Source organism: Salmonella sp. WC3 (assembly GCF_042932255.1).
Taxonomy (GTDB): Bacteria; Pseudomonadota; Gammaproteobacteria; order Enterobacterales; family Enterobacteriaceae; genus Salmonella; species Salmonella enterica.
Genome location: NZ_CP170629.1, coordinates 2,012,700 through 2,039,297, shown reverse-complemented (window position 1 = coordinate 2,039,297; position 26,598 = coordinate 2,012,700). Strand labels below are relative to the sequence as shown.

Below are 26,598 nucleotides of genomic sequence, written 5' to 3'. Positions count from 1 at the left end.
CATACAGGACATACTTAACGTACCTGACTAGGCAGACACCCATAATGTTGGCGGAATCTGGCCGTAAATCGCGACCCCGACAGGTAGCCGCACCGTAGCGCTATTTCGCCGATCGGCAGCGTCGTCGATTGCAGTTGAGAAAGCGCGCAGGACATGCGTACCTCTTCAATAATTTGCCGATAACTCTGCGATTCGCGCTGCAAACGCCGACGCAGCGTCGATGTTCCCATAGCAAGACGGCGGGCTATCTCCTGGGCTGTCCATAGCTTAGCAGGTGAGAGCATAATCAGTTGCCGCACCTGCTCCGTGAGGGTGTAACGCCGTTCAATAAGCAGCGGTCCCGCCGCGCCATCATGCAAAAGCGCTAACAGTAACCCCATCGCCTGATGTTCCTGTAGCACGGCAGGTAAGCCCTGGCGCACAGCATCCAACACGTTCTCCCACATAAATGTCAGGCTACGGCTCATCGGGGTACACAGCGATGTCAGGTTTGCCGGTGGATAATCCTGAACGTACATCGTTTTAAAGCGAGCAATAATCTCCGGTGAAAGTAACAACAGGTCGGAGCGAAAACCGTTCTGCGCAGGCTGATTAATAATCTCCAGCGGCGTGTTCACCGGAATAATAATCAACTCGCCCGGCCCGGCGACAAGGCGGCTATCATCCTGAATGATGGCTTTACTGCCCTGCGTAATATGGCAGATAGCGGCGGAAAAAAGCGTAACACGATGCAAACGGTGCAGATGACTGGAACGCACCTCTGCCGTCGTAAGATCCTGATGTCGAATATGCATCTCCTGCACCGTGCCGTCCTCTGTTTTATCTTCCGTATGTGGCCGTGAATTTTGCTTTCGCAATCACATGCGCGTTAAGCATAAACCCTACCAACGCGCCACTTGACTCACTGTCGAGCGGCAGTGTTGCCGTATTCAGCGCCCACACAGTAAACTGATAGCGATGAGGCTTATCGCCCGGCGGCGGACAGGCGCCGCCAAAGCCAGCATAACCGAAATCATTACGTCCCTGCACCACTCCGGCGGGTAACGTTTTTTTATCAGCCCCCGTGGGCAGGTCGTGAATCTGCGCAGGAATATTCACCATCGTCCAGTGCCACCAGCCGCTTCCGGTGGGCGCATCAGGATCGAAGACGGTAATAGCGTAGCTTTTGGTTCCGGCAGGCGGATTGCGCCAGCTCAGCTGCGGCGAAATATTTTCTCCGCTACAACCAAATCCTTTAAAGACGTGCTGTTGCGTTAAACGAAAATCCGCCGGAATATCCGCGCTACTGAGGCTAAACGCCGACGCGGCAGATACGCCGCCACTCAATGCCATCATTGCGGCTGCGGTCAAAGAGAAGACTGTTTTCATTGTATTTCCTTCTTCATGTAAAGAAATAACACTATAAAAAGCGTCCGCTGAAGAAACTGTGCCTTTACGATTCTATTTTGTGCAGAAACGCTCACCGCCATACGCTGGTGATTGCCCCTCTCATCTGTGCTACCCTACGCGCCATTTCGTTTTCACGGTCCCAGGCTGGAACTATCATCCGGCCCGCGTCACTGTTTGTGAGAGGTTACTCCGCATGACTAAATCTACATTTCCGCAATATCCCCGTTTAGTCCTCAGCAAAGGGCGAGAAAAATCTTTACTCCGCCGCCACCCATGGGTCTTTTCCGGCGCCGTATCCCGTCTGGAAGGCAAAGCCAACCTCGGTGAAACTATCGATATCGTCGACCATCAGGGAAAGTGGTTAGCACGCGGCGCCTGGTCACCAGCCTCCCAGATCCGCGCGCGCGTCTGGACATTTGATAAAGCAGAATCCATTGATATTGCGTTTTTCACCCGCCGCCTGCGCCAGGCGCAGCAGTGGCGCGACTGGCTGGCGAAAAAAGACGGCCTGGATAGCTATCGTCTGATCGCCGGTGAGTCCGATGGCCTGCCTGGCGTCACTATCGATCGTTTTGGTCATTTTTTGGTGCTGCAACTGCTCAGCGCCGGGGCCGAATATCAACGCGCCGCATTAATTAGCGCGCTGCAAACATGCTATCCGGATTGCGCTATTTACGATCGCAGCGACGTCGCCGTGCGGAAAAAAGAAGGGATGGCGCTGACGCAAGGTCCGGTCACTGGCGAACTGCCGCCTGCGCTTTTGCCAATTGAAGAACACGGTATGAAATTGCTGGTCGATATCCAGGGCGGCCACAAAACCGGTTATTATCTTGATCAGCGCGACAGTCGTCTGGCGACGCGCCGCTACGTGGAAAATCAGCGGGTACTGAACTGCTTCTCTTATACCGGCGGTTTTGCCGTGTCGGCGTTAATGGGCGGTTGTCGCCAGGTTGTCAGCGTGGATACCTCACAGGATGCGCTGGATATCGCCAGGCAAAACGTTGAACTGAACCAACTGGACTTGAGCAAAGCCGAATTCGTGCGCGACGACGTGTTTAAGTTGCTGCGCGCTTACCGTGAACACGGCGAAAAATTCGACGTCATCATCATGGACCCGCCCAAATTCGTTGAAAATAAAAGCCAGTTAATGGGCGCCTGCCGGGGCTATAAAGACATTAACATGTTAGCGATTCAACTGCTCAATCCGGGCGGCATACTGCTGACATTCTCTTGCTCCGGACTGATGACCAGCGATTTATTTCAGAAAATCATTGCCGATGCCGCAATAGATGCCGGTCGTGATGTACAATTTATAGAGCAGTTCCGTCAGGCCGCCGATCACCCGGTGATCGCCACCTACCCGGAAGGGCTGTATCTGAAAGGGTTTGCCTGTCGCGTCATGTAACTTGAAAAGTGGAATAGTATCCTCATATAAAGGGTATCTATTTCCCGGGAGGTGACTATGATAGCCAGCAAATTCGGTATCGGCCAACAGGTCCGCCATTCCCTGTTAGGTTACCTCGGAGTGGTCGTCGATATCGACCCGGAATATTCGCTTGATGAGCCGTCGCCTGATGAACTGGCGGTTAACGACGAACTTCGCGCCGCTCCGTGGTACCACGTGGTAATGGAAGATGATGATGGTCAGCCAGTGCATACTTATCTGGCCGAGGCCCAGTTGCGAAGCGAAATGCGGGACGAGCATCCAGAACAGCCATCGATGGATGAACTGGCGCGTACCATTCGCAAGCAGCTTCAGGCGCCGCGACTACGTAACTGATTGTATTTAAAAGGCCGGAAAGCGATATCCGGCCATTTAAACTTTTATTTCGCCAGCCCCAGGCGAGGGATCTCAATCGCCGGGCAGCGATCCATCACCACGGTCATGCCTGCATCCCGCGCCAGCACCGCCGCCTGTTCGTTGATCACGCCAAGCTGTAGCCATAGCGTTTTTGCGCCGATGGCGATAGCTTCCTGCGCGACGCCCCATGCAGCTTCAGAGTTGCGAAAAACATCCACCATATCGACTTTTTCGGGAATGTCCGCCAGCGTGGCATACCCCTGTTGCCCCAGCAATGTCTTACCCGCGACTTTTGGCGCAACCGGAATCACATGGTAGCCCTGTTCAAGCAGGTATTTCATTACCCGATAACTTGGACGATCGGGTTTATCGCTCGCACCTACCAGCGCGATAGTGCGAGTGGACGTCAAAACATCAGCAATATCGGTCTCTTTCATCATCTTTCTCCTGGCTGTTTTGCAAAGTGTACGACAAACCTGACATAGCAACCATTCATCCCATACCGATGTATGAGAGCAAAACGCCAAAATATGTCTATATGTTAGTAAACATGATCTAAGAAAAATTTCGATACATTATTAGCCAGACGGCCTTTGGACAGGAGAACCTTATGAAAACCGGCGCGCTAACCACCTTCCTTGCTCTCTGTTTGCCGGTGACTGTTTTTGCCACAACGCTCCGTTTGTCTAATGAGGTTGATCTGCTGGTGCTGGACGGCAAAAAGGTGTCCAGCTCTTTATTACGCGGCGCAGAGAGCATTGAACTGGAAAACGGGCCGCATCAACTCGTTTTCCGGGTGGAAAAAACCATCCGCCTGCCCGGTAATGAAGAGCGGCTTTATATTTCTCCGCCGCTGGTGATAAGTTTCGATACCCAACTGATAAGTCAGGTCAATTTCCAGCTCCCGCGGCTGGAAAACGAGCGCGAAGCCTCGCATTTTAACGCGGCGCCGCGTCTGGCGCTTTTGGACGGCGACGCCATGCCCATTCCGGTAAAACTCGATATTCTGGCCATTACTTCTACGGCTAAAGTGGTCGATTATGAAATAGAGACCGAGCGTTATAATAAATCGGCGAAACGCGCCTCGCTTCCTCAGTTCGCCACGATGATGGCAGACGACAGCACATTACTTTCCGACGTCTCAGAGCTTGATACCGTACCGCCGCAATCACAAACTCTGACAGAACAGCGGCTGAAATATTGGTTCCGACTGGCCGACCCGCAGACACGCCATCATTTTCTGCAATGGGCGGAAAAACAGCCGCCCTCTTGATATGAGTTGTCCCAGCGCGCAATTTTTTTCTCTTTCTCTTGCAGCATCAAGCGCTTCCAGTAATCTGTAGACAGGTTAACTACGGAATCGAATTATGGAACTGACGACTCGCACCTTGCCGACGCGCAAACATATCGCGTTGGTTGCTCACGACCACTGCAAACAGATGTTAATGAACTGGGTGGAACGCCATCAGCCGTTGCTGGAAAAACACGTTCTTTATGCAACCGGCACGACGGGGAATCTGATCCAGCGCGCAACCGGTATGGACGTTAATGCGATGCTGAGCGGCCCGATGGGCGGCGACCAGCAGGTTGGCGCACTCATTTCAGAAGGGAAAATCGACGTGTTGATTTTCTTCTGGGACCCGCTTAACGCGGTACCGCACGACCCCGATGTCAAAGCGCTACTGCGTCTGGCCACCGTATGGAATATCCCTGTCGCCACTAACGTCTCAACGGCGGACTTTATCATCCAGTCCCCGCATTTTAATGACGCTGTAGATATTCTTATTCCGGATTATGCGCGTTATCTGGCCGAGCGCCTGAAATAACCGCTACGCGGGCGGGATGCTGTACCGCCCGCGCTTTAGGGCTTCCTCGCCACTGGCACATCCAGCTGTTTAAGCGCCTCCACAAAGCGCGAGGGATTATCTTTATTGAAAAGCAGCCAGACCCGCGCACGCGCGCGCGTCAACGCCACATATAACAAACGCCGCTCTTCAGCGTCCGGAAAATCCTCAACCTGAGGAAGAAGCGCACTTTCCATAATGGATTCTCGCGCCGGGGCGGGGAAACCGTCGTTACCCTCCTGCAATCCGACAAGAATCACGTAATCGGCCTGTTGGCCTTTGCTGGCATGGATAGTCATGAAGTCTATCTGTAACTTCGGCCAGCGAGTCGCCGCTTTTTGTAGACTCGCGGGTTTCAGATGGTGATAGCGCGCCAGCACCAGGATACGTTCATCCTCCTTCGCATAGCCGGATAATTTATCCAGTAACGCGTCCAACTGGCTTTCATCCAATAACGTCACCGCTTTTTTATCGCCTGGGGTCAGACTATTTAACGGTTTTTTAAGCTGGTGCGGATTCTGCTGTATAAAGCGATTGGCAATATCGCCAATCCGACTGTTAAAACGGTACGTGGTGTCCAGGTGGCAATGCTCGCCCTCGCCGAACGTCTGATGAAACGCCGTCGTTAAGGAGAGCTGCGCCCCGCTAAAACGGTAAATCGCCTGCCAGTCATCGCCAACGGCAAACAGCGTAGTCTGGCTATTCTGCTTGCGTAGCGCCTCTAACAGCGCCGCCCGTTGCGGGGAAATATCCTGAAATTCATCGACCAGAATATGCTTCCACGGGCTAATAAAACGCCCTTTTTCGAGGATCACCATTGCCTGATGGATCAGCCCGGAGAAATCAACGGCATTTTCCGCTTTCAATGCGCTTTTCCAGGCCTTCAGCAGCGGCGCCATCAACTTAATGCGTTTGCCAAACAGCTCGCGGCACTCCTCTGGCGCGCCAGCGATCATTTCTGCCTGCGCGCCGCCGTGCATACGCATCAAACTGACCCAACGATCCAGGCGAGGGGCCAGACGCCGCTGCAATGTCTCATCGTCCCAGAAATTACCTTCCGGCACCGCCCACTGCATCTCCTCTTCCAGCCACTGACGCCAGCCTTTGGCCTGCGCTTTTTTCTCGCTACACTGCTGACGCCAGGTGCGCAGAAATAGCTGATGCCGCGCGGTGGCGTCACTTTCCAGCTTACTGACAACCGGCGCTTTTTTACTGCCTTGCTGAATAATATACAGCGCCAGCGAATGGAACGTACGGGCAGTAATCTCTTCCGTATGTAAGCGCTCGCGGATACGCTCATCCATCTCCTCTGCCGCCTTGCGACCAAACGCCAGTAAAAGAATTTGCCCCGCATCTGCTTGTCCGCGCGCCAACAGCCAACCCGCGCGCGCCACCAGCACCGAGGTCTTACCGCTTCCCGCGCCCGCCAGTACCAGTAACGATGATTCGCCGTTAACCACCGCCCTGGCCTGGGAAGGATTAAGCGGAGAAGATTCTATCTGCGTAAAAAAGTCGGCATGCGCTTCCAGCATGGCATCAGCATACGCCTGATTATGCTGCTGCCGACTTCCCTCGCTATCCTGTAACCAGGCCAGACACTTACGCCATATCTCGCGACAGTGAGCAAACTCCTCCAGACGTGAGACCGGCAGCGGCAAGGCGGCAAACGTCTGGCGAATTTCGTGTTCCAGCCCCCGAACGCGTTCACGGGTAAGCCATTGGTTTTCGCCCGTTCGCTCACTAATACGCGCCCATTGCTCCTGTAATGCCTGCGCGGCAACATCACTCATCTCCTGGCTCCAGCGACGCCAGTGCGCGTCCAGATAGCGATGGAATTGCTGGGTTTCCGACCACTCGGTACCGTGCAAACGCACGACTTTATCCTCGGGGAGGACAAACTCCAGCTCGCCCCATACCAGCCCACGCTTACAGTGAATCGCCAATAACTGATTGAATGGAATAAGATATTCATGCCTGTCGCCAGACACTTTCACCCCAGCGTTGAGGATCACGGCACGATCATACGGGTGTTGCGCCAGACGTTTTCCAAGAGAAGTTGCTTTCAGTTCCATGACTCAGCGAATCCAGACGTAAAGATGTGCTTATCAGTGTAACCGCCAGAGAAAACGTGCTCCAGTCTAAAAAAACGTTACAATTGCCCGCAGTGATAGAAAACCGGAATGAACTGAGGGTTTATGCGTACCGTTCTGAATATTTTAAACTTTGTACTGGGCGGCTTTGCCACTACGCTGGCCTGGCTGCTGGCGACGCTGGTCAGTATTGTGCTTATTTTTACCCTGCCGTTGACCCGCTCCTGCTGGGAGATAACCAAACTGTCCCTGTTCCCTTACGGTAATGAAGCCATTCACGTTGACGAACTTAATCCGGCAGCAAAAAGCGTATTAATGAATACTGGCGGTACCTTGCTGAATATTTTCTGGTTACTTTTTTTCGGCTGGTGGCTATGCCTGATGCACATTGCCTCCGGTATCGCGCAGTGTGTCACTATCATCGGGATACCTGTCGGTATTGCGAACTTTAAAATTGCCGCGATTGCGCTTTGGCCTGTCGGTCGCCGCGTCGTCTCTGTAGAAACCGCTCGCGCCGCGCGAGAAGCTAACGCGCGCCGCCGTTTTGAATGATCGGGACAAATAGCCTTTATGTTAAGTCCGTTGATTCGCCGTTATACCTGGAACAGTACCTGGCTGTATTACATCCGCATTTTTATCGCTCTGTGCGGCACCACCGCCCTGCCCTGGTGGCTGGGCGACGTCAAACTGACCATCCCGCTCACGCTCGGTATGGTTGCCGCGGCGCTAACCGATCTCGACGACCGCCTTGCCGGACGCCTGCGTAATTTAATCATTACCTTAATTTGCTTTTTTATCGCGTCTGCTTCTGTTGAGCTGCTCTTTCCCTGGCCGTGGCTATTTGCGTTGGGCTTAACGTTATCCACCAGCGGATTTATTCTGTTGGGAGGACTAGGGCAACGCTATGCCACCATCGCGTTCGGCGCGTTACTCATTGCGATTTATACGATGCTGGGCGCTTCTTTATACGATCACTGGTATCAGCAACCACTGCTCCTGCTGGCAGGCGCAGTATGGTATAACCTACTGACGCTAACCGGGCATCTGCTATTTCCGATCCGTCCGTTGCAGGATAATCTGGCACGCAGTTACGAACAGTTGGCGCACTATCTGGAACTGAAATCACGTCTGTTTGATCCTGATATTGAAGATGAAAGCCAGGCGCCGCTCTATGATTTAGCGTTAGCGAACGGGCAGTTAATGGCGACGCTGAACCAAACGAAAGTGTCGTTATTGACTCGCCTGCGCGGCGATCGCGGTCAACGCGGTACGCGCCGCACCCTCCATTACTATTTTGTGGCGCAAGATATTCATGAACGCGCCAGTTCTTCGCATATTCAATACCAGACGCTGCGCGATTATTTTCGCCATAGCGACGTTATGTTCCGCTTTCAGCGTCTGATGTCGATGCAGGCGCAGGCCTGTACGCAGTTGGCGCGCTGTATCTTACTGCGTACGCCGTACCAGCATGATCCGCGCTTTGAACGCGTCTTTACCCACATTGACGCCGCGCTTGAACGTATGCGCGCCAGCGGCGCTTCTTTAGAGCTGCTGAATACGCTTGGATTCTTATTAACCAACCTACGCGCTATTGATGCGCAACTGGCGACGATCGAGTCGGAGCAGGCCCAGGCAATGCCGCGCAATGAGTCAGAAAACCAGTTGGCTGATGATAGCCTGCACGGGTTTAGCGACATCTGGCTGCGTCTGAGCCGTAATTTTACCCCGGAGTCCGCTCTCTTTCGCCATGCGATACGCATGTCGCTGGTATTGTGCATCGGTTATGCTCTCATCCAAATTACCGGGATGCGCCACGGGTACTGGATATTGCTCACCAGCCTGTTTGTTTGCCAGCCTAACTATAACGCGACCCGCCATCGCCTTGCGCTCAGGATTATCGGCACGTTGGTAGGCGTTGCTATCGGCCTGCCGATTTTATGGTTTGTTCCTTCGCTTGAAGGACAGTTAGTTCTGCTGGTGATTACCGGCGTGCTTTTCTTCGCATTCCGTAATGTGCAGTATGCCCATGCGACGATGTTCATCACCCTGCTGGTATTACTCTGCTTTAACCTCCTGGGCGAAGGCTTCGAGGTAGCATTACCGCGCGTCGTCGACACGTTAATTGGCTGCGCTATCGCCTGGGCTGCGGTCAGCTTTATTTGGCCAGACTGGCGCTTTCGCAACCTTCCCCGGGTACTCCAGCGCGCCACCGATGCTAATTGCCGCTACCTTGACGCGATCCTTGAGCAATATCACCAGGGACGGGATAACCGCCTGGCCTATCGCATTGCCAGACGCGACGCGCACAACCGCGATGCAGAACTGGCATCCGTGGTTTCTAATATGTCGAGCGAACCCGACGTCACGGCTGAAACCCGGGAGGCGGCGTTCAGGCTGCTTTGCCTCAATCACACTTTTACCAGCTATATCTCCGCCCTCGGCGCGCACCGCGAAAAGCTCAGTAATCCGGACGTGTTGGGGCTTCTGGATGACGCGGTCTGCTACGTTGATGATGCGCTTCATCATCAACCTGAAGACGAACAGCGCGTACACCAGGCGCTGGAGGGTTTAAAGCAGCGAGTTCAGTCGCTGGAAACACGTCCGGACAGCAAAGAACCTCTGGTTGTTCAACAAATTGGTTTGCTCATTGCCTTACTGCCCGAGATTGGACGCTTGCAACGGCAAATTTCACCGCCGACTTCTACATTAATTACCCAGCCGTAAGCGAATGAGCCCAGTCGGCAAGCTCCTGGCGACGACTCGCCGGGAGCGCCGCTTCATGTACGCCGACAATTGCGCCTTCCAGGGCATACAAAACTTTCACCGTCAGCAAGGGATTGCTTTGTCGCAACCTTAGCCAGCACATTTTCGCGCCCAGTATGCGTAACATATTTTCGTCCTTTATCCCTGACTCATTGAGCAATGTTTCCAGATGGAAGGTCATATTGGGAAGATCTTTGAGTCTGTGCTGTAAAATACGGCTGTGTTTTTCCTTCATTGCCGCGTCGAGAGAATACTTCGATAAACGGACCAGCTGCTGCTGATCGCGCCACAGGCTTTCATCCACCCGGTAATAGTTGAGCATAACGGGACGTCCACATTTCATGAACATGAGCCAGGCGGGAGGATGCTTCACACAGTAGGGTACGCTTTCTTCACAGGCGCGGAGATAAAGCTCGCCATTATCCACCATCGCAAAGACGGTATCCTCCACGGTCAGACTATAGCTACCGAATAAGGATCGATATTGGATCGTCCCCAGAGAGGCCAAATATTCTTGCGATTTATAGATCCTGTCATAAGAGAGTGCTCTCATAAAATTCCTTTTAAATCATAAAGTAAAAGAATGATTTGCAGTAACGGATCCGTTAATGACGAAAATAGGCAACTTATACTCCGCGAGCAAGATGATTTTTATTTTTGACGCCACTAAGAATAAAAATTGCGAGACAGTTTCCGAAAATAGAGTTGATCTTTCATCGCTACAGGGGTACTGTATGAATATACAGTAACTCACAGGGCTGGATTGATTATGTACACTTCAGGTTATGCAAATCGTTCTTCGTCATTTCCTACCACTACCCACAACGCTGCGCGCACCGCTACGGAAAATGCCGCGGCAGGACTGGTCAGTGAAGTTGTCTACCACGAAGACCAGCCCATGATGGCGCAACTCCTGCTTTTGCCTCTACTCCGTCAGTTAGGCCAACAATCACGCTGGCAACTCTGGCTCACGCCGCAGCAAAAGCTCAGCCGTGAATGGGTACAGTCTTCAGGTTTGCCATTAACGAAAGTGATGCAAATTAGCCAGCTTGCGCCTCGTCATACGCTGGAGTCGATGATCCGCGCTTTGCGTACAGGAAATTACAGCGTGGTAATTGGTTGGATGACTGAAGAACTGACAGAAGAAGAACATTCCAGCCTGGTTGAAGCAGCGAAGGTAGGTAATGCGGTAGGGTTTATCATGCGCCCTGTACGTGCGCATGCTTTACCCAGGAGACAGCATTCCGGGCTAAAAATTCACTCTAATTTGTATCATTAAGTAAAATTAGGATTTATCCTGGACTTTTTTTTTACGCGAACGTATCTCCTTTGAGTGCTAACGTTTTTTTTGCGAGAACGCTTGCCAGAAGCGGTTTCCGCAATTTTTGCTGTACGATTTATCATCTGAAACTGTTAAATGATGTGTATATCCGTCATGTTTTTTTCACATGTCTGACGGAGTTCACACTTGTAAGTTTCCAACTACGTTGTAGACTTTACATCGCCAGGGGTGCTCAGCATAAGCCGTAGATATCGGTAGAGTAACTATTGAGCAGATCCCCCGGTGAAGGATTTAACCGTGTTATCTCGTTGGAGATATTCATGGCGTATTTTGGATGATAACGAGGCGCAAAAAATGAAAAAGACAGCTATCGCGATTGCAGTGGCACTGGCTGGTTTCGCTACCGTAGCGCAGGCCGCTCCGAAAGATAACACCTGGTACGCTGGTGCTAAACTGGGCTGGTCTCAGTACCATGACACCGGCTTCATTAACAATGATGGCCCGACTCATGAAAACCAACTGGGCGCAGGTGCTTTTGGTGGTTACCAGGTTAACCCGTACGTTGGCTTTGAAATGGGCTACGACTGGTTAGGCCGTATGCCGTACAAAGGCGACAACATCAATGGCGCTTATAAAGCTCAGGGCGTTCAGTTGACCGCTAAACTGGGTTATCCAATCACTGACGATCTGGACGTTTATACCCGTCTGGGTGGTATGGTATGGCGTGCAGACACCAAGTCTAACGTCCCTGGCGGCCCGTCTACTAAAGACCACGACACCGGCGTTTCCCCGGTATTCGCGGGCGGTATCGAGTATGCTATCACCCCTGAAATCGCAACCCGTCTGGAATACCAGTGGACTAACAACATCGGTGATGCCAACACCATCGGCACCCGTCCGGACAACGGCCTGCTGAGCGTAGGTGTTTCCTACCGTTTCGGCCAGCAAGAAGCTGCTCCGGTAGTAGCTCCGGCACCGGCACCGGCTCCGGAAGTACAGACCAAGCACTTCACTCTGAAGTCTGACGTACTGTTCAACTTCAACAAATCTACCCTGAAGCCGGAAGGCCAGCAGGCTCTGGATCAGCTGTACAGCCAGCTGAGCAACCTGGATCCGAAAGACGGTTCCGTTGTCGTTCTGGGCTTCACTGACCGTATCGGTTCTGACGCTTACAACCAGGGTCTGTCCGAGAAACGTGCTCAGTCTGTTGTTGATTACCTGATCTCCAAAGGTATTCCGTCTGACAAAATCTCCGCACGTGGTATGGGCGAATCTAACCCGGTTACCGGCAACACCTGTGACAACGTGAAACCTCGCGCTGCCCTGATCGATTGCCTGGCTCCGGATCGTCGCGTAGAGATCGAAGTTAAAGGCGTTAAAGACGTGGTAACTCAGCCGCAGGCTTAAGTTTCCGTCTGATAAAAAACCCCGCGTCGCGGGGTTTTTTGCTCTGGTCTGGGTGACAACGCCTTTCAGCGTTACTTCTTGCCTAATAACGCCTGTAAATCCTGCTTTAACGTGGTCATTTGCGTGGCATATTTCTCTTTATGCTCCGCGTCTTCTATCAGTTGCACTATCGTTTCGGATAATGTTTTACCGCGTCGCTGCGCAAGGCCCGCCAGACGCTGCCAGACCATAAACTCTAAATCGATAGATTTTTTGCGCGTATGCTGATGTTCCGCATTGAAGTGTCGTTTGCGTCTTGCCCGAATGGTTTGTTTCATCCGATTAAGCAAGGCAGGATTCATATGCCTGTCTATCCAGACATTTACCCGCACCGGTTCATTTTCGAGGGCCAACAACAAATTGACGGCTTCCTGGGCAGCACTGGCTTCCACGTAGCGGGTGATCAGCTCCCCTTCGCGGTGCTTTTTCACCAGATATTTCCATTTCCAACCGCTTTCAAGATTTTCAAGTTGTTGATATTTCATTGTGATCCCAATGTTACCGTGTAACTGTTATCAGAATATCAGTTTTTTAGCCATCTGAAGAAAAGAATCTCGAACCTGTGAATGGTTACACGTCTTCATATTACTTTGCATTCGCTTTCCGCGTGTGCAGCGTGACGGGTTAGGCTATAATCCCCCCTTTTACAACAGACTAAAAAACCTCAACTTTGACCATTACGAAACTTGCATGGCGTGATCTGGTTCCGGATAGCGAAAGCTATCAGGAGATATTTGCACAGCCACACGCGACTGACGAAAACGACACCTTACTCAGTGATACTCAGCCACGACTGCAATTTGCGCTTGAGCAACTTATACAGCCGTGGGCATCATCCTCTTTTATGCTGACTAAAGCGCCTGAAGAGCAAGAGTATCTCACTTTACTTTCAGATGCCGTCCGCGCTCTGCAAACCGATGCCGGACAATTAACCGGCGGACATTATGACGTTTCCGGGCATACTGTTCATTACCGCGCCGCGCAGAATGCGCAAGACAACTTTGCCACCGTCACACAAGTCGTCAGCGCGGACTGGGTCGAAGCCGAACAGCTCTTTGGTTGCCTGCGGCAGTATAACGGCGACATTATCCTGCAGCCGGGACTGGTTCATCAGGCGAACGGCGGCGTGCTGATTATTTCCTTACGAACCCTTCTGGCGCAGCCGTTACTGTGGATGCGTCTGAAAGCCATCGTTAGCCGCGAGCGTTTTGACTGGGTGGCCTTTGACGAGTCGCGTCCATTACCGGTCTCCGTGCCATCAATGCCGCTCAAACTGAAGGTGATTCTGGTTGGCGAACGTGAATCACTGGCTGATTTTCAGGAGATGGAACCGGAGCTCGCGGAACAGGCTATCTACAGTGAATTTGAAGACAATTTACAGATAGCGGACGCAGAAGCTATGACCCTGTGGTGTCAATGGGTGACGCGTATCGCTTTACGCGATAATTTGCCCCCTCCGGCTCCGGACGCCTGGCCCGTTCTGATACGCGAGGCTGTGCGCTATACCGGCGAACAGGATACGCTGCCTCTTTGCCCACTGTGGATAGCCCGCCAGTTTAAGGAGGCGTCGCCTTTATGCGAAGGCGATACCTGCGGCGCAGAAGCGCTCAGCCTGATGCTTGCCCGACGCGAATGGCGAGAAGGCTTTCTGGCGGAGCGGATGCAGGATGAGATTCTGCAAGAGCAGATCCTGATTGAAACCGAAGGCGAACGTGTTGGACAAATCAATGCGCTTTCCGTCATTGAGTTTCCCGGACATCCGCGCGCCTTTGGCGAACCGTCGCGAATTAGCTGTGTTGTGCATATTGGCGATGGCGAATTTAACGATATTGAGCGCAAGGCCGAACTTGGCGGGAATATCCACGCTAAGGGAATGATGATTATGCAGGCCTTCCTGATGTCGGAGTTGCAGCTGGAGCAACAAATTCCCTTCTCTGCCTCGTTAACCTTTGAGCAGTCCTACAGCGAAGTGGATGGCGATAGCGCCTCAATGGCGGAATTATGTGCGCTCATCAGCGCGCTGGCCAATGTGCCAGTGAATCAAAATATTGCGATTACCGGCTCGGTCGATCAGTTTGGTCGCGCACAACCGGTGGGCGGGCTAAACGAAAAAATTGAAGGTTTCTTCGCCATCTGCGAGCAGCGGGAATTAAACGGTAAACAGGGCGTGATTATCCCTGCCGCCAATGTCCGCCATCTCAGTCTTAAATCTGAACTGCTGCAAGCGGTTAAAGAAGAGAAGTTCACTATCTGGGCGGTAGACGACGTGACCGACGCCTTACCGCTACTGTTAAATCTGGTGTGGGATGGCGAAGGTCAAACGACGTTGATGCAGACTATCCAGGAGCGTATCGCGCAGGCGACGCAACAGGAAGGCCGTCATCGTTTCCCGTGGCCATTACGTTGGCTGAACGCTTTTATTCCGAACTGATCGGACTTGTTCAGCGTACACGTGTTAGCTATCCTGCGTGCTTCAATAAAATAAGGTTTACATAAAACATGGTAGATAAACGCGAATCCTATACAAAAGAAGACCTTCTTGCCTCTGGTCGTGGTGAACTGTTTGGCGCTAAAGGGCCGCAACTCCCTGCACCGAACATGCTGATGATGGACCGCGTCGTTAAGATGACCGAAACGGGCGGCAATTTCGACAAAGGCTATGTCGAAGCCGAGCTGGATATCAATCCGGATCTATGGTTCTTCGGATGCCACTTTATCGGCGATCCGGTGATGCCCGGTTGTCTGGGTCTGGATGCTATGTGGCAATTGGTGGGATTCTACCTGGGCTGGTTGGGCGGCGAAGGCAAAGGCCGCGCTCTGGGCGTGGGCGAAGTGAAATTTACCGGCCAGGTTCTGCCGACAGCCAGGAAAGTCACCTATCGCATTCATTTCAAACGTATCGTAAACCGTCGCCTGATCATGGGTCTGGCGGACGGTGAGGTTCTGGTGGATGGTCGTCTGATCTATACCGCACACGATTTGAAAGTCGGTTTGTTCCAGGATACTTTCGCGTTCTAAGTGTTGAATTGATATTCCGCGCTATCGGTATCATGCTTGCAAAACCAATAAAGGCGAAACCTCCGCAGTGCGGAGGTTTCTTTTTCTAAAGAGACAGAATCAGGCCATTACCGCCCTGTCCTCCATGGCTTGTCGCCAACCTCCCAACCAGTATGACCGTTGATTCAGCGTCTGATAGGGACACATTTCTTTTGATCGTCCGGCGATGCCGGCCTGATATCCACGTTGATGTGCCCGTTCCAGGCGATCTCGTTTTTGTCTCTTCATGCCTCGTTTCCCTCATATTTGTATCTGGTGGAAAAGAAAACAGTGATTACAAAATGTGCAATCACCCTACACGAATACCTCTAAATGGATCGCCCGTCAATGCGCAAAATTCACACCAATGTCATATTTGTGAGCTATACGGTAAATCATTTGTACAAAAAATGTGAGCCATAACAACTATTTTTCCGGCGTCAAAAATAAAAAAACCGCCTCAGGCGCACGACCTGAAGCGGTTAAATTTACATTACTTTTATCTCAGGGAAGGCGCTTTATCTCATCTGCGATAGCGGCTGCTTCCTGACTCCATGCGCTTGCCAGTACTTTGACCATCTCATCATAGCCATCTTTCTGCTGGCTGGCTTCGATATGGAAAGGCCGCTTAATCAGTTGTCCGTTGTGGTTTAATAACCACTCCCCGCTGACGATAACCTTACCATCGTAACGTCCATGGAATCCGGTTACGGTAACGTTCAACGTATCCTGGGTGGTTCCCAACGGCTGGGAAGCGACGACCCAGCCAGGAAGCCGGGCGCTAAGATTCGCCACCAGCGTGTTACGCAATTGCTGATCCAGCGGGCTGGCCCACAGATTGTTATTGGCAATCACATACTGGACATCACTGGTTTGATACACCACGCCGTTACCTGCCAGATAGTCAGGTACGGAAACCTGCTCTACCCATAAGAGACGGTTGCCCTGGCTTGCGGTGCTTTGCACACCGCTTTGCGCTATCGGGAGCTGATAATAGCTTTTATTCTCTCCGCCGGAGCTACATGACGCCAGCCAGAACGCCATTATCACGACTAGCCATTTTTTCATTGTTTCGCCCTCTTAGGCTCAGGATCTTTTTTATCCTTCGCTTCAAATACCAGCGCGTTGCTCTTCTCGTTCAGAGTTTTCAACACCGGTTGTAACTCACGAAGCACCTGATCGAGACGCTGCATATCCGCCACCATTTTGTTATACGCCGCCGATCCAGGCTGGAAGCCTTGCATACTGCGGTTAAGTTCGCGTAACGTCGTTTGCATATCCGCCGGAAGCTGCTGCATCGACTGACTGGAGGTAATCTTGTTCATATTATCCAGCGTGGTTTGCAGCCGACGCATAGTACGCTGGCTTTCAGACAGCGTATTGGTCGCTTGTTCAATCATCGGATTCAGCGGCAGGTTGTTGATCTTATCCAACGTTTCCACCAGTCGCTGTTGAATTTGCGCCAGGCCGCTGCTGACGGTGGGAATAATTTCATAACCATCAAATTCGCGTAGCCCGGTAATCGGCGGCTCCTTAGGATAAAAGTCCAGATCGACATACAGCGCCCCGGTCACCAGGTTACCGGTTTTAAGCGAAGCGCGTAAACCGCGCTTAAGCAGTTCCGTCAAATGCGCGCCAACATCCGCATTTTCTCCCAGTTGCGCTTTCAGACGCTCCGGTTCAATGCGCACCAGCACAGGAATACGGTAATCGTCGTTAAACACCTGACGCATATTAGACGCAAAGAAAGGCACTTTGCTTACCGTCCCCAGACGAATACCGCGAAACTCCAGCGGCGCGCCAGGTTGTAATCCGCGCACCGAATCTTTAAAGAACATCAGGTAATCGATATGATCGGTGTACAGCGAATCCTGAATACTTTTTTGATCGTCGTAGAGATTAAACGCCGTTTTTTCGGCGACGGGTTGCCCCTGCTCAAGTCCTTCCGGCACATCAAAACTCACGCCGCCGCCAAACAACGTCGTCAACGATCCCATTTCCACGCGCATTCCCGCCGATGTCAGATCCACAGCGATACCGCTATCTTTCCAGAATCGGACATTACTGGTGACCAATCGATCGTTTGGCGCCTTAATGAACAACTGATAACTCATTGTCCGTTTTTGCGGATCGAAAGAGCTGGTTTCAACGGATCCTACCCGATAACCCCGGAACAGAACGGGATCGCCAGGACTGAGCTGACCGGCCTTTTTGCTGCCCAGAATCACACGAATACCTTTGGCATCGGGCGGCGCCAACGGCGGTGAGTCAAGAAGCTGATAGCTTTCCGGCTGGCTGCCCTTACTTCCTGGTTGTAGTTCAATATACGCGCCTGATAACAACGTCCCAAGCCCGCTGATGCCTTCACGCCCTACCTGCGGTTTTACGACCCAAAATACCGAGTCTTTATGCAGCAACTTTTCCATACCGGAATGAAGCCGCGCCTTGATTTGTACATGGGTCAGATCGTCAGTCAGCGTCGCGCTTTCAACCACGCCGACATCCACGCTGCGACTTTTGATCGTCGTTTTTCCGCCTTCAATGCCTTCCGCATTGGTGGTAATTAAGGTAACTTCCGGTCCCTGGTGGCTGTAGTGATAAAACAGAATCCAGGCTCCAATAAGCGCAGTAACAATCGGGAATATCCAGACAGGCGACCAATTTTTCACCTTTTGTACTTTGGCTTCCCCTTTTTTAGGTTCCATGCTATCAGGACTCCTCATGGCCTGGTTCGTATTCACGATCCCACGACAGACGCGGATCAAAGGTCATCGCAGAAAACATTGTCATTATGACGACTAAAGCAAACATCAACGCACCCATCGCAGGATAAATATTCATTAACCCTCCCATACGCACCAGCGCAGAGAGTACGGCAATGACAAAGACATCAATCATTGACCAGCGCCCCACAAACTCCACTACTTCATAAATAAAATGCATCCGTTCACTGTCGCGCTTACCGTGGCCTTTCGCATCCCAACAAAGCCAGGCAATAGCGATCATTTTTAGCGTCGGCACCATAATACTGGCGAGAAAGATAACCGCCGCCACCGGATAAGACCCCTCGCTCCACAGCAAAATCACGCCAGCCAGAATGGTCGACGGCATTTTCGAGCCCAGTAAGTCGGTAATCATAATCGGCAAAATATTGGCGGGCAGATAAAGCATGATCGAGGTAAATAATAACGCCAGCGTCCACTGCAAACTGTTTTTACGCCGGACATAGCCTTTCGTATGGCAACGCGGACAGACGAGACTCTCCGCAGGCAGGATCGCCGTACAGCAGGCGCAAGAACGCAAAGACTGCCGGATACCGGTAATCCCCGGCGTTAACGGCTGCGCCAGTGCAGGCTGCGGGGCGATATCATCCCACAGCCAGCGGCGATCGACACACTGGAACGCCCGCAGTTGAACGAGACAAAATAAGCACCAGGGAATAAAGCTGCTGCCGATGCCGATATCGCCGTAGGCCATCAGCTTAACAAAACTGACCAACACCCCGGCGAGAAATATTTCCGCCATTCCCCACGATTTGAGGAGGAAAAAGATCCTTGCCAGCGTTTTTTTTACCGACAACGGCAGACTGGCGCGGTTGACAAGTAATAGAATAGTCACCAGGCAAAATGCCGGCACCAGTTGGACAAATAATAAAAAGAACGTGCCGAGGCTGGCGTAATCTTCAGAAAACATGACGCCGGGGATTTCCAGAAGCGTGACTTCGCTGGTGACGCCCGCGACATTCATATTCACGAAGGGAAAAAGGTTAGAAAGCAGCAACATAAATAGTGCCGCTAACGCATAGGCGGTAGGACGCTGCCGGGGCGCGTCCCACTCGGTCGTTAACGTTGCGCCGCATCGTGGACATGCTGCTTTTTGCCCATGCGAGAGGCGGGGTAAAGCCACCAGCATGTCACATTGCGGGCACAATATGTGCTTCGCAGCATGGTGATGTTCACACATAGGCGCTCCTTTCGTTATGCCCCGTTTTTCAGGCCTTCAAGATACTCCCAACGTTCGAAGGCTTGCTCAAGTTCTTGCTCCGCCTGACTTAAATCGGCCAGAATTTTTTGCGTTTGCTCATGGGGTTGGCTAAAAAAGGCCGCATCCGCAACCTGCGCCTGTAGCGCTTCCAGCTTCGCTTCCAGGTCTTCAAGCTGACCGGGTAACTGCTCCAGCTCGCGCTGCAGTTTATAGCTTAGTTTGCTACTGCCACGTTTTACAATTTCTGCTTTAGGGGCAATAACTTCCTCATTTTTTTTCGCCATCGGCTGTTTCGTCGCCAGATGCTGCTCTTGCTGCGCACGCGCATCATGGTAGCCGCCGATATAACGTCCGATTTTGCCGCCGCCCTCGAAAATCCAGCATTCCGTCACGGTATTATCGACAAATTGCCGATCGTGGCTGACCAGTAGTACCGTGCCCTGATAGCCATCAATTAATTCTTCTAATAGTTCCAGCGTTTCGACGTCAAGATCGTTCGTTGGTTCATCGAGAATTAAAAGATTGCTCGGCTTGAGGAACAGTCGCGCCAGCAGCAGACGGTTACGTTCGCCGCCGGAAAGCGCGCGGACGGGCGTCATCGCCCGTTTGGGGTGAAACAGGAAGTCCTGCAAATAGCCCAGTACATGGCGCGGCTTACCGTTTACCATCACCTCCTGCTTGCCTTCCGCCAGGTTATCCATCACGGTTTTTTCCGGGTCCAGTTCGGCGCGATGCTGATCGAAGTAGGCGACTTCCAGCTTCGTTCCTACGTGGATGCGCCCGCTGTCAGCCTGAAGCTGTCCCAGCATCAGTTTCAGTAGCGTGGTTTTACCGCAGCCGTTCGGGCCAATTAACGCAATCTTGTCACCGCGCTGTACCTGAGCGGAGAAATCTTTTACCAGTTGTTTTCCTTCTACCTGGTAATCGACGTTTTCCATCTCAAAAACGATTTTACCGGAGCGCGTCGCCTCTTCGACCTGCATCTTCGCCGTGCCCATCACTTCCCGGCGCTCGCTGCGTTCACGACGCATCGCTTTTAACGCCCGCACGCGCCCTTCATTACGGGTGCGGCGCGCCTTGATCCCCTGGCGAATCCAGACTTCTTCCTGCGCCAGTTTGCGATCAAATTCCGCGTTTTGTAACTCTTCTACGCGCAGCGCTTCTTCTTTCTCCAGCAGGTATTGATCGTAATTTCCCGGATAGGTGACCAGTTTGCCACGATCGAGATCGACAATGCGGGTCGCCATATTGCGAATAAACGAACGATCGTGAGAGATAAAAATAATCGTTCCGTTAAAGGTTTTCAGAAACCCTTCCAACCAGTCGATAGTTTCGATATCCAGATGGTTAGTCGGTTCATCCAGTAACAATACGCGCGGATTGCTGACCAGCGCCCGACCCAGCGCGGCTTTACGCAGCCAGCCGCCGGAGAGCGACGACAGCGCGGCGTTAGGATCGAGTCCAAGCTGCGCCAGCACTTCATTAATACGGTTTTCCAGCTGCCACAGATTATGATGATCGAGCTGTTCCTGTACGCGCGCCATTTCATTGAGGTTTTTCTCGCTGGGATCGGTCATCACCAGACGGGAAATCTCATGATAGCGCTTGAGGTATTCCGCTTGTTCTTCGATACCTTCGGCGACAAAGTCATAGACGCTGCCCGCAATATTACGGGGCGGGTCCTGTTGCAGACGCGCGACGATCAGATCCTGCTCATAAATAATACGCCCATCGTCCAGACCCTGTTCGCGGTTGAGGATCTTCATCAAGGTGGATTTCCCGGCGCCGTTACGCCCCACCAGACAGACGCGTTCGTTATCTTCGATATGCAACTCTGCGTTATCGAGAAGCGGCGCGTCGCTGAACGACAGCCATGCGCCATGCATACTGATTAATGACATTTACTTTTCCTTTCAGGCGGCGCGGATCAGCCAGCAGTTATGAATCTGACGGTTACGGGCAAAATCCGGGGAGAGCGTTTTTTGCGTAATTTCTTGTGCGGTAAGCCCCAGTTCCGCCAGCCCTTCCAGATCCATACGGAATCCGCGCTTATTATTTGAGAACATGATGGTGCCGCCTTTACGCAGCAGACGTTTTAAATCTTTCATTAACGCGACATGATCGCGCTGAACATCAAACGACTCTTCCATACGTTTTGAGTTAGAGAACGTCGGCGGATCGATAAAGATCAAATCGAACTGTTCATTCGCCTCGCGCAGCCAGCCCAGGCAGTCGGCCTGAATCAGGCGATGCGCGCGGCCGCTCAGTCCGTTCAGACGCAAATTACGTTCGGCCCACTCCAGATAGGTGCGGGACATATCCACCGTTGTGGTGCTGCGCGCGCCGCCCAGACCCGCATGTACGCTGGCGCTGCCGGTATAAGAAAAGAGATTCAGGAAATCTTTGCCTTTGCTCATTTCTCCCAGCATTCTGCGGGCAATACGGTGATCGAGGAACAGACCGGTGTCGAGATAATCCGTCAGATTTACCCATAAGCGCGCATTATATTCGCTGACCTCAAGGAACTCGCCCTTCTCGCTCATTTTCTGATACTGGTTTTTTCCTTTTTGCCGTTCACGGGTTTTTAACACCAGTTTATTCGGCGGAATACCGAGCACTGACAAGGTTGCCGCAATAATATCGAACAGGCGCTGCCGCGCTTTTTGCGCATCCACCGTTTTCGGCGGCGCATATTCCTGAATCACCGCCCAGTCGCCGTAACGGTCTACCGCCACGTTATATTCCGGCAGGTCGGCATCATACAAGCGATAGCATTCAATCCCTTCCTGGCGAGCCCATTTCTCCAGCTTTTTAAGATTTTTACGCAGGCGATTAGCGTAATCTTCCGCCACCGTCGCCGGCTTACTGTCCGCCGTGGTTTCCGCAATATGATAGTTTTTCTGCACGCAGTCCAGCGGGCCATTCTTGGCTTTAAACTGTTTGTCGGCACGTAATTGCAGGCTGCCCAGCAAATCGGGCGAAGCGCTGAACAGCGACAGGTTCCAGCCGCCAAACTGATTTTTCATGGTACGACCCAACAGGCTGTGCAACGCAATCAGCGCCGGTTCGCTGTCCAGACGTTCGCCGTAAGGCGGGTTACTGATCACCGTACCATACGGGCCTTTCGGCAATGGATTACTCAGTTGCGCCACATCTTTCACTTCAAAGGTGATAAGCTCCCCGATACCGGCGCGACGGGCGTTGCTGCGCGCCCGCTCAATGACGCGCGCATCGCTGTCGGAACCGTAGAAATGAGAGGAATACTCCGCCAGCCCCTTACGCGCCCGGGTCTGCGCTTCGGCTTTCACTTCCTGCCAGATAGCCTCGTCATGCTGCGCCCAGCCGCTAAATCCCCAGTGACCACGGTGCAGGCCCGGCGCGCGATCGGTCGCCCACATCGCGGCCTCAATCAACAGTGTCCCCGAACCACACATAGGGTCGAGCAGCGGCGTACCTGGCTGCCAGCCGGAACGCATAACAATCGCTGCCGCCAGCGTCTCTTTAATTGGCGCCAGCCCGGTGCGATCGCGATAACCGCGCAGGTGCAGGCCATCACCACTGAGATCCAGCGCAATGCTGGCAGTTTCTTTATTCAGCCAGACGTTAATACGGAGGTCCGGCGATTCGCGGTCCACATTTGGACGCGGAAGATTTTTCCGCGTAAACGCATCGACAATCGCGTCTTTAACTTTCATCGCGCCATACTGACTATTACGGATGGTGTCGTTCAGGCCGCTGAAATGCACCGCAAACGTCGCGCCAGGATTAAAAATCTCTGTCCAGTTTATCGCCTGAACGCCGAGGTAAAGATCGAGATCGCTGTAGACCTTGCACTCACCCATCGGCAGGATAATACGCGAGGCCAGGCGGCTCCACATCAGGCTCTGGTAAATAAGCCGCGTGTCGCCCTGAAAATGGACCCCACCCTGAACAACCTGACACCCTACGGCGCCCAGTTTTTCCAGTTCAGTTTTTAACAGCTCTTCCAGCCCGCGGGCCGTACTGGCAAACAGAGAATTCATATTGTCACTTTTACGCTAAGAAAATTGTTGCGCATTATAGCTAATCTCACGCCCATGTCATAAAGTTGAAGGCTTATTTTCATTTGAGGGACTGTACGGTGGCGACGTTATCACGGCTCTTTATTCATCCGGTCAAATCCATGCGCGGCATTGGCCTGACTCATGCGCTGGCAGATATCAGCGGCCTGGCTTTTGATCGCATCTTCATGGTGACCGAGCCTGACGGCACATTTATTACCGCCCGCCAGTTTCCACAAATGGTACGTTTTACCCCTTCTCCCTTACACGACGGCCTCCATTTGACCGCGCCAGACGGCAGTAGCGCGCTGGTTCGCTTTACGGATTTCACCCCGCAGGATGCGCCGACCGAGGTCTGGGGAAACCATTTTACCGCTCGCATCGCCCCGACGGCGATTAATCAATGGTTGAGCGGCTTTTTCTCCCGCGATGTCCAGTTGCGCTGGGTTGGGCCGCAGTTGACACGCCGGGTCAAACGACATAACGCGGTGCCGCTGGGATTTGCCGATGGCTACCCGTATTTATTGACCAACGAAGCCTCGCTGCGCGATCTGCAACAGCGTTGTCCGGCAGGCGTACAAATGGAACAATTTCGCCCAAACTTAGTGGTTTCCGGCGTAGCGGCCTGGGAGGAAGATAGCTGGAAAGTGCTTCGCATTGGCGATGTGATTTTTGACGTCGTGAAGCCCTGTAGCCGCTGTATTTTTACGACCGTCAGCCCTGAAAAGGGGCAAAAACATCCTTCCGGCGAACCGCTGGCGACACTGCAAGCTTTTCGTACCGCCCAGGACAATGGCGATGTGGATTTCGGTCAGAATTTGATTGCCCGCAATAGCGGCGTCGTTCGCGTCGGCGATGAAGTGGAGATTCTGGCGACAGCGCCGGCAAAAGCTTATGGCGCCACAACGGTCGACGACAGCGTTACGCCAGAGAAACACCCGGACGCGAGTGTAACCATCGACTGGCAGGGGCAAACCTTCTGCGGGAATAATCAACAGGTACTACTGGAACAGTTGGAGAATCAGAGAATTCGTATTCCGTATTCTTGCCGGGCTGGTATCTGTGGTTGCTGCCGGATACGTTTGCTGGAAGGCGAAGTAAGTCCGCTGAAAAAATCGGCTATGGGTGACGATGGTACGATTCTGAGCTGTAGCTGCGTGCCTAAGACCGCGTTACGACTGGAAAATTAAACCGCTTGTTCAAGGCTGAAACTGTGACAGTGAACCTGCGGTTTCAGCCTGTCGTTCATAATTTTAATCGCATCGCCAAGCTGCATGGTTCGGCCTGCTATCACCACGCCTGGCTGTGCCAGCAGACACAGCGCGGCATTTTCTCCCGGCTCAACGACCAGCAAATTAACCTGTTCCGCCGTATCGCTTAACCAGACGCTTGCGGCATCACCCGTTCCTGGGGTCCACATTTCGCCATGCGCTACAAAATGCCAGCTTTTTGGCATCTGCGGTTTGAGATAGAGAATCGCCACCAGCGCATTCAACACCAGCTCCGCGCGTTGCTCTTTGGTTAATTCGAAATCCCGGCATTTTTCTTCAAAGGAAAAATAGAGCGCAGCGTCATCCACACAAAAACCGGTCGGGCAAAACGCGTCCGGCGTAAGCATTTTACGAGAGAAGCGCGAGCGAAAAAGCATACCATTGGCGAGATCGAGCATCATACGATCGTGTTCTTCATCATAATACCAGCGCCAGTTATCGTCAGGTTTAATTCGCATTACCTCTCTCCCGCTTTTAAGCAACTCGTAACAGCATTGTCCTTTTGCCGCTTCGTTTATTACCCCAATAATAAAAGCCTAAAATGTCTAAATAAGCAACAGTGGAGAAATATAAAACAACCAGCGCCGGAAATAAAGCCCTGGTTGTCTGATAAAGGGTAAAGTTTAGATGTGCGTTACGATTTCTTTAATCAATGGCGGGCCTTTAAAAATAAAGCCGGAATAAATTTGTACCAGCGTAGCTCCTGCCGCTATCTTCTCGCGCGCGGCGATAACTGAGTCAATGCCGCCGACGCCGATAATAGGCAATTGTCCTTTTAACTCCTGGGATAAACGGCGAATAATTTCTGTGCTTTTTAATTGTAATGGCCGGCCACTTAATCCCCCCGTTTGCTGGCAATTTTTCATTCCTTGTACCAGAGAACGATCGAGGGTGGTATTTGTCGCAATCACCCCATCAATATTATGACGAAGCAGGCTATCGGCAACCTGGATCAATTCCTCTTCACAAAGATCCGGCGCGATCTTTACTGCCACCGGCACATATTTATGGTGGATCGCCTGAAGATCGTTTTGCTTATTTTTAATGGCAGTTAACAGATCGTCCAGCGCATCGCCATACTGGAGCGTACGTAGCCCTGGCGTATTCGGCGAAGAAATATTAATGGCGATATAACCCGCATAAGCATAGACTTTTTCCATACAAATCAGGTAGTCATCTTTGCCATTTTCGACAGGCGTATCTTTATTTTTACCGATGTTAATTCCCAGAATACCATCAAAATGGGCTTTTTTAACATTCTCGACCAGGTTATCGACGCCCAGATTATTAAAGCCCATCCGATTGATCAGACCTTCAGCATCCACCAGACGAAAAAGACGCGGCTTATCGTTACCCGGCTGTGGGCGCGGCGTCACGGTGCCGATTTCCAGGGAGCCAAACCCCATCGCGCCTAACGCGTCGATGCACTCCCCGTCTTTATCCAGACCGGCAGCCAGCCCCAGTGGATTTTTAAAGGTAAGTCCCATGCAGGTAACCGGCTTTGTCGGTACTTTCTGGCGTACCAGCGCTTCCAGCGGCGTACCTGTAATGCGGCGTAATTGTTGAAATGTAAATTCATGAGCGCGCTCTGGATCGAGCTGGAAAAGGGCTTTACGAACGAAGGGATAGTACATGAACTCTCCTGGATTCCC

The 26,598-nt window shown here is 52.3% G+C and carries 25 protein-coding genes; 11 read left to right on the top strand and 14 right to left on the bottom strand.

Annotated elements, in window-relative coordinates; translation table 11 throughout:
* Positions 1-14: 14 nt before the first annotated feature.
* Together ACFK9X_RS09655 and ACFK9X_RS09650 are read right to left on the bottom strand one after the other, a co-directional pair.
* The gene (locus tag ACFK9X_RS09655; RefSeq protein ID WP_151116274.1) at positions 15-794 is read right to left on the bottom strand and encodes a helix-turn-helix transcriptional regulator; all 780 of its coding nucleotides are present in this window, start codon (positions 792-794) and stop codon (positions 15-17) included.
* A gap of 25 nt (positions 795-819) precedes the next feature.
* On the bottom strand, positions 820-1,368 hold the full coding sequence (locus tag ACFK9X_RS09650; RefSeq protein ID WP_000859416.1) for a YbhB/YbcL family Raf kinase inhibitor-like protein: 549 nt from the start codon (positions 1,366-1,368) through the stop codon (positions 820-822).
* 214 nt (positions 1,369-1,582) lie between these two features.
* Between ACFK9X_RS09650 and rlmI the strand changes: the two genes are divergently transcribed.
* Positions 1,583-2,794 carry a 23S rRNA (cytosine(1962)-C(5))-methyltransferase RlmI gene (gene rlmI / locus ACFK9X_RS09645; RefSeq protein WP_151116272.1) on the top strand — a complete coding sequence of 404 codons (1,212 nt, stop codon included), beginning with the start codon at positions 1,583-1,585 and terminating at the stop codon, positions 2,792-2,794.
* Between the two features lie 57 nt (positions 2,795-2,851).
* Complete coding sequence (gene hspQ / locus ACFK9X_RS09640) at positions 2,852-3,169, top strand: heat shock protein HspQ (protein WP_000561983.1); 318 nt, start codon at positions 2,852-2,854, stop codon at positions 3,167-3,169.
* 44 nt (positions 3,170-3,213) lie between these two features.
* Here hspQ and ACFK9X_RS09635 read toward each other — a convergent pair whose 3' ends face one another.
* The gene (locus ACFK9X_RS09635; RefSeq protein WP_001537782.1) at positions 3,214-3,627 is read right to left on the bottom strand and encodes a CoA-binding protein; all 414 of its coding nucleotides are present in this window, start codon (positions 3,625-3,627) and stop codon (positions 3,214-3,216) included.
* Between the two features lie 173 nt (positions 3,628-3,800).
* Here ACFK9X_RS09635 and ACFK9X_RS09630 point away from each other — a divergent pair, with 173 nt between their 5' ends.
* Both ACFK9X_RS09630 and mgsA read left to right on the top strand, forming a co-directional pair.
* Positions 3,801-4,463: a DUF2057 family protein gene (locus ACFK9X_RS09630; protein WP_000847732.1), complete on the top strand. Its 663-nt coding sequence runs from the start codon at positions 3,801-3,803 to the stop codon at positions 4,461-4,463.
* A gap of 94 nt (positions 4,464-4,557) precedes the next feature.
* Positions 4,558-5,016, top strand: a complete 459-nt coding sequence (gene mgsA, locus ACFK9X_RS09625) for a methylglyoxal synthase (protein WP_000424187.1) — start codon at positions 4,558-4,560, stop codon at positions 5,014-5,016.
* A gap of 35 nt (positions 5,017-5,051) precedes the next feature.
* Here the strand turns inward: mgsA and helD are convergent, their stop codons facing one another.
* On the bottom strand, positions 5,052-7,106 hold the full coding sequence (gene helD / locus ACFK9X_RS09620) for a DNA helicase IV (RefSeq protein ID WP_151116270.1): 2,055 nt from the start codon (positions 7,104-7,106) through the stop codon (positions 5,052-5,054).
* 123 nt (positions 7,107-7,229) lie between these two features.
* Between helD and ACFK9X_RS09615 the strand changes: the two genes are divergently transcribed.
* Positions 7,230-7,676 (top strand): YccF domain-containing protein, encoded by a 447-nt coding sequence (locus tag ACFK9X_RS09615; protein WP_001261222.1) that lies wholly within the window; start codon positions 7,230-7,232, stop codon positions 7,674-7,676.
* 18 nt (positions 7,677-7,694) lie between these two features.
* Positions 7,695-9,848 (top strand): YccS family putative transporter, encoded by a 2,154-nt coding sequence (gene yccS, locus ACFK9X_RS09610; protein WP_079959530.1) that lies wholly within the window; start codon positions 7,695-7,697, stop codon positions 9,846-9,848.
* Here the strand turns inward: yccS and ACFK9X_RS09605 are convergent.
* A complete protein-coding gene (locus ACFK9X_RS09605) occupies positions 9,835-10,440 on the bottom strand; it encodes a TfoX/Sxy family DNA transformation protein (RefSeq protein ID WP_151116268.1) in 606 nt (201 codons plus the stop codon). The genes yccS and ACFK9X_RS09605 overlap by 14 nt on opposite strands.
* Positions 10,441-10,656: 216 nt before the next feature.
* Between ACFK9X_RS09605 and sulA the strand changes: the two genes are divergently transcribed.
* Positions 10,657-11,166 carry an SOS-induced cell division inhibitor SulA gene (sulA, locus tag ACFK9X_RS09600; protein WP_017465793.1) on the top strand — a complete coding sequence of 170 codons (510 nt, stop codon included), beginning with the start codon at positions 10,657-10,659 and terminating at the stop codon, positions 11,164-11,166.
* Positions 11,167-11,523: 357 nt separating this feature from the next.
* Complete coding sequence (gene ompA, locus ACFK9X_RS09595) at positions 11,524-12,576, top strand: porin OmpA (RefSeq protein ID WP_001670727.1); 1,053 nt, start codon at positions 11,524-11,526, stop codon at positions 12,574-12,576.
* A gap of 71 nt (positions 12,577-12,647) precedes the next feature.
* Here ompA and matP read toward each other — a convergent pair whose 3' ends face one another.
* A complete protein-coding gene (matP, locus tag ACFK9X_RS09590; RefSeq protein WP_000877172.1) occupies positions 12,648-13,100 on the bottom strand; it encodes a macrodomain Ter protein MatP in 453 nt (150 codons plus the stop codon).
* 185 nt (positions 13,101-13,285) lie between these two features.
* On the opposite strand from matP, the gene ACFK9X_RS09585 reads away from it, so the two are divergent.
* Together ACFK9X_RS09585 and fabA are read left to right on the top strand one after the other, a co-directional pair.
* Positions 13,286-15,046, top strand: coding sequence for a Lon protease family protein (locus tag ACFK9X_RS09585; protein WP_000156448.1), 1,761 nt, complete (start codon positions 13,286-13,288; stop codon positions 15,044-15,046).
* A 68-nt stretch (positions 15,047-15,114) separates the two neighbouring features.
* Positions 15,115-15,633 (top strand): bifunctional 3-hydroxydecanoyl-ACP dehydratase/trans-2-decenoyl-ACP isomerase, encoded by a 519-nt coding sequence (fabA, locus tag ACFK9X_RS09580; RefSeq protein ID WP_151116266.1) that lies wholly within the window; start codon positions 15,115-15,117, stop codon positions 15,631-15,633.
* A 99-nt stretch (positions 15,634-15,732) separates the two neighbouring features.
* Here the strand turns inward: fabA and rmf are convergent, their stop codons facing one another.
* The 6 genes from rmf to rlmKL form a co-directional block, all read right to left on the bottom strand.
* Positions 15,733-15,900 carry a ribosome modulation factor gene (rmf, locus tag ACFK9X_RS09575; RefSeq protein ID WP_001537784.1) on the bottom strand — a complete coding sequence of 56 codons (168 nt, stop codon included), beginning with the start codon at positions 15,898-15,900 and terminating at the stop codon, positions 15,733-15,735.
* 255 nt (positions 15,901-16,155) lie between these two features.
* Positions 16,156-16,719, bottom strand: a complete 564-nt coding sequence (gene pqiC, locus ACFK9X_RS09570) for a membrane integrity-associated transporter subunit PqiC (protein WP_000759136.1) — start codon at positions 16,717-16,719, stop codon at positions 16,156-16,158.
* Complete coding sequence (pqiB, locus tag ACFK9X_RS09565) at positions 16,716-18,356, bottom strand: intermembrane transport protein PqiB (RefSeq protein ID WP_151116264.1); 1,641 nt, start codon at positions 18,354-18,356, stop codon at positions 16,716-16,718. The genes pqiC and pqiB overlap by 4 nt, the downstream gene beginning before the upstream one ends.
* 4 nt (positions 18,357-18,360) lie before the next feature.
* Positions 18,361-19,614 (bottom strand): membrane integrity-associated transporter subunit PqiA, encoded by a 1,254-nt coding sequence (gene pqiA / locus ACFK9X_RS09560; RefSeq protein WP_000333152.1) that lies wholly within the window; start codon positions 19,612-19,614, stop codon positions 18,361-18,363.
* 14 nt (positions 19,615-19,628) lie between these two features.
* Positions 19,629-21,536 carry an ABC transporter ATP-binding protein gene (locus tag ACFK9X_RS09555; RefSeq protein WP_023241543.1) on the bottom strand — a complete coding sequence of 636 codons (1,908 nt, stop codon included), beginning with the start codon at positions 21,534-21,536 and terminating at the stop codon, positions 19,629-19,631.
* 12 nt (positions 21,537-21,548) lie between these two features.
* Positions 21,549-23,657: a bifunctional 23S rRNA (guanine(2069)-N(7))-methyltransferase RlmK/23S rRNA (guanine(2445)-N(2))-methyltransferase RlmL gene (gene rlmKL, locus ACFK9X_RS09550; protein ID WP_001086481.1), complete on the bottom strand. Its 2,109-nt coding sequence runs from the start codon at positions 23,655-23,657 to the stop codon at positions 21,549-21,551.
* Positions 23,658-23,755: 98 nt separating this feature from the next.
* On the opposite strand from rlmKL, the gene ACFK9X_RS09545 reads away from it, so the two are divergent.
* The gene (locus tag ACFK9X_RS09545; protein ID WP_151116262.1) at positions 23,756-24,865 is read left to right on the top strand and encodes a YcbX family protein; all 1,110 of its coding nucleotides are present in this window, start codon (positions 23,756-23,758) and stop codon (positions 24,863-24,865) included.
* On the opposite strand, the gene zapC is transcribed toward ACFK9X_RS09545, so the two are convergent.
* Both zapC and pyrD read right to left on the bottom strand, forming a co-directional pair.
* On the bottom strand, positions 24,862-25,404 hold the full coding sequence (gene zapC, locus ACFK9X_RS09540; protein ID WP_151116260.1) for a cell division protein ZapC: 543 nt from the start codon (positions 25,402-25,404) through the stop codon (positions 24,862-24,864). The genes ACFK9X_RS09545 and zapC overlap by 4 nt on opposite strands.
* A 165-nt stretch (positions 25,405-25,569) precedes the next feature.
* Positions 25,570-26,580, bottom strand: coding sequence for a quinone-dependent dihydroorotate dehydrogenase (gene pyrD, locus ACFK9X_RS09535; RefSeq protein ID WP_000291723.1), 1,011 nt, complete (start codon positions 26,578-26,580; stop codon positions 25,570-25,572).
* Positions 26,581-26,598 lie beyond the last annotated feature (18 nt).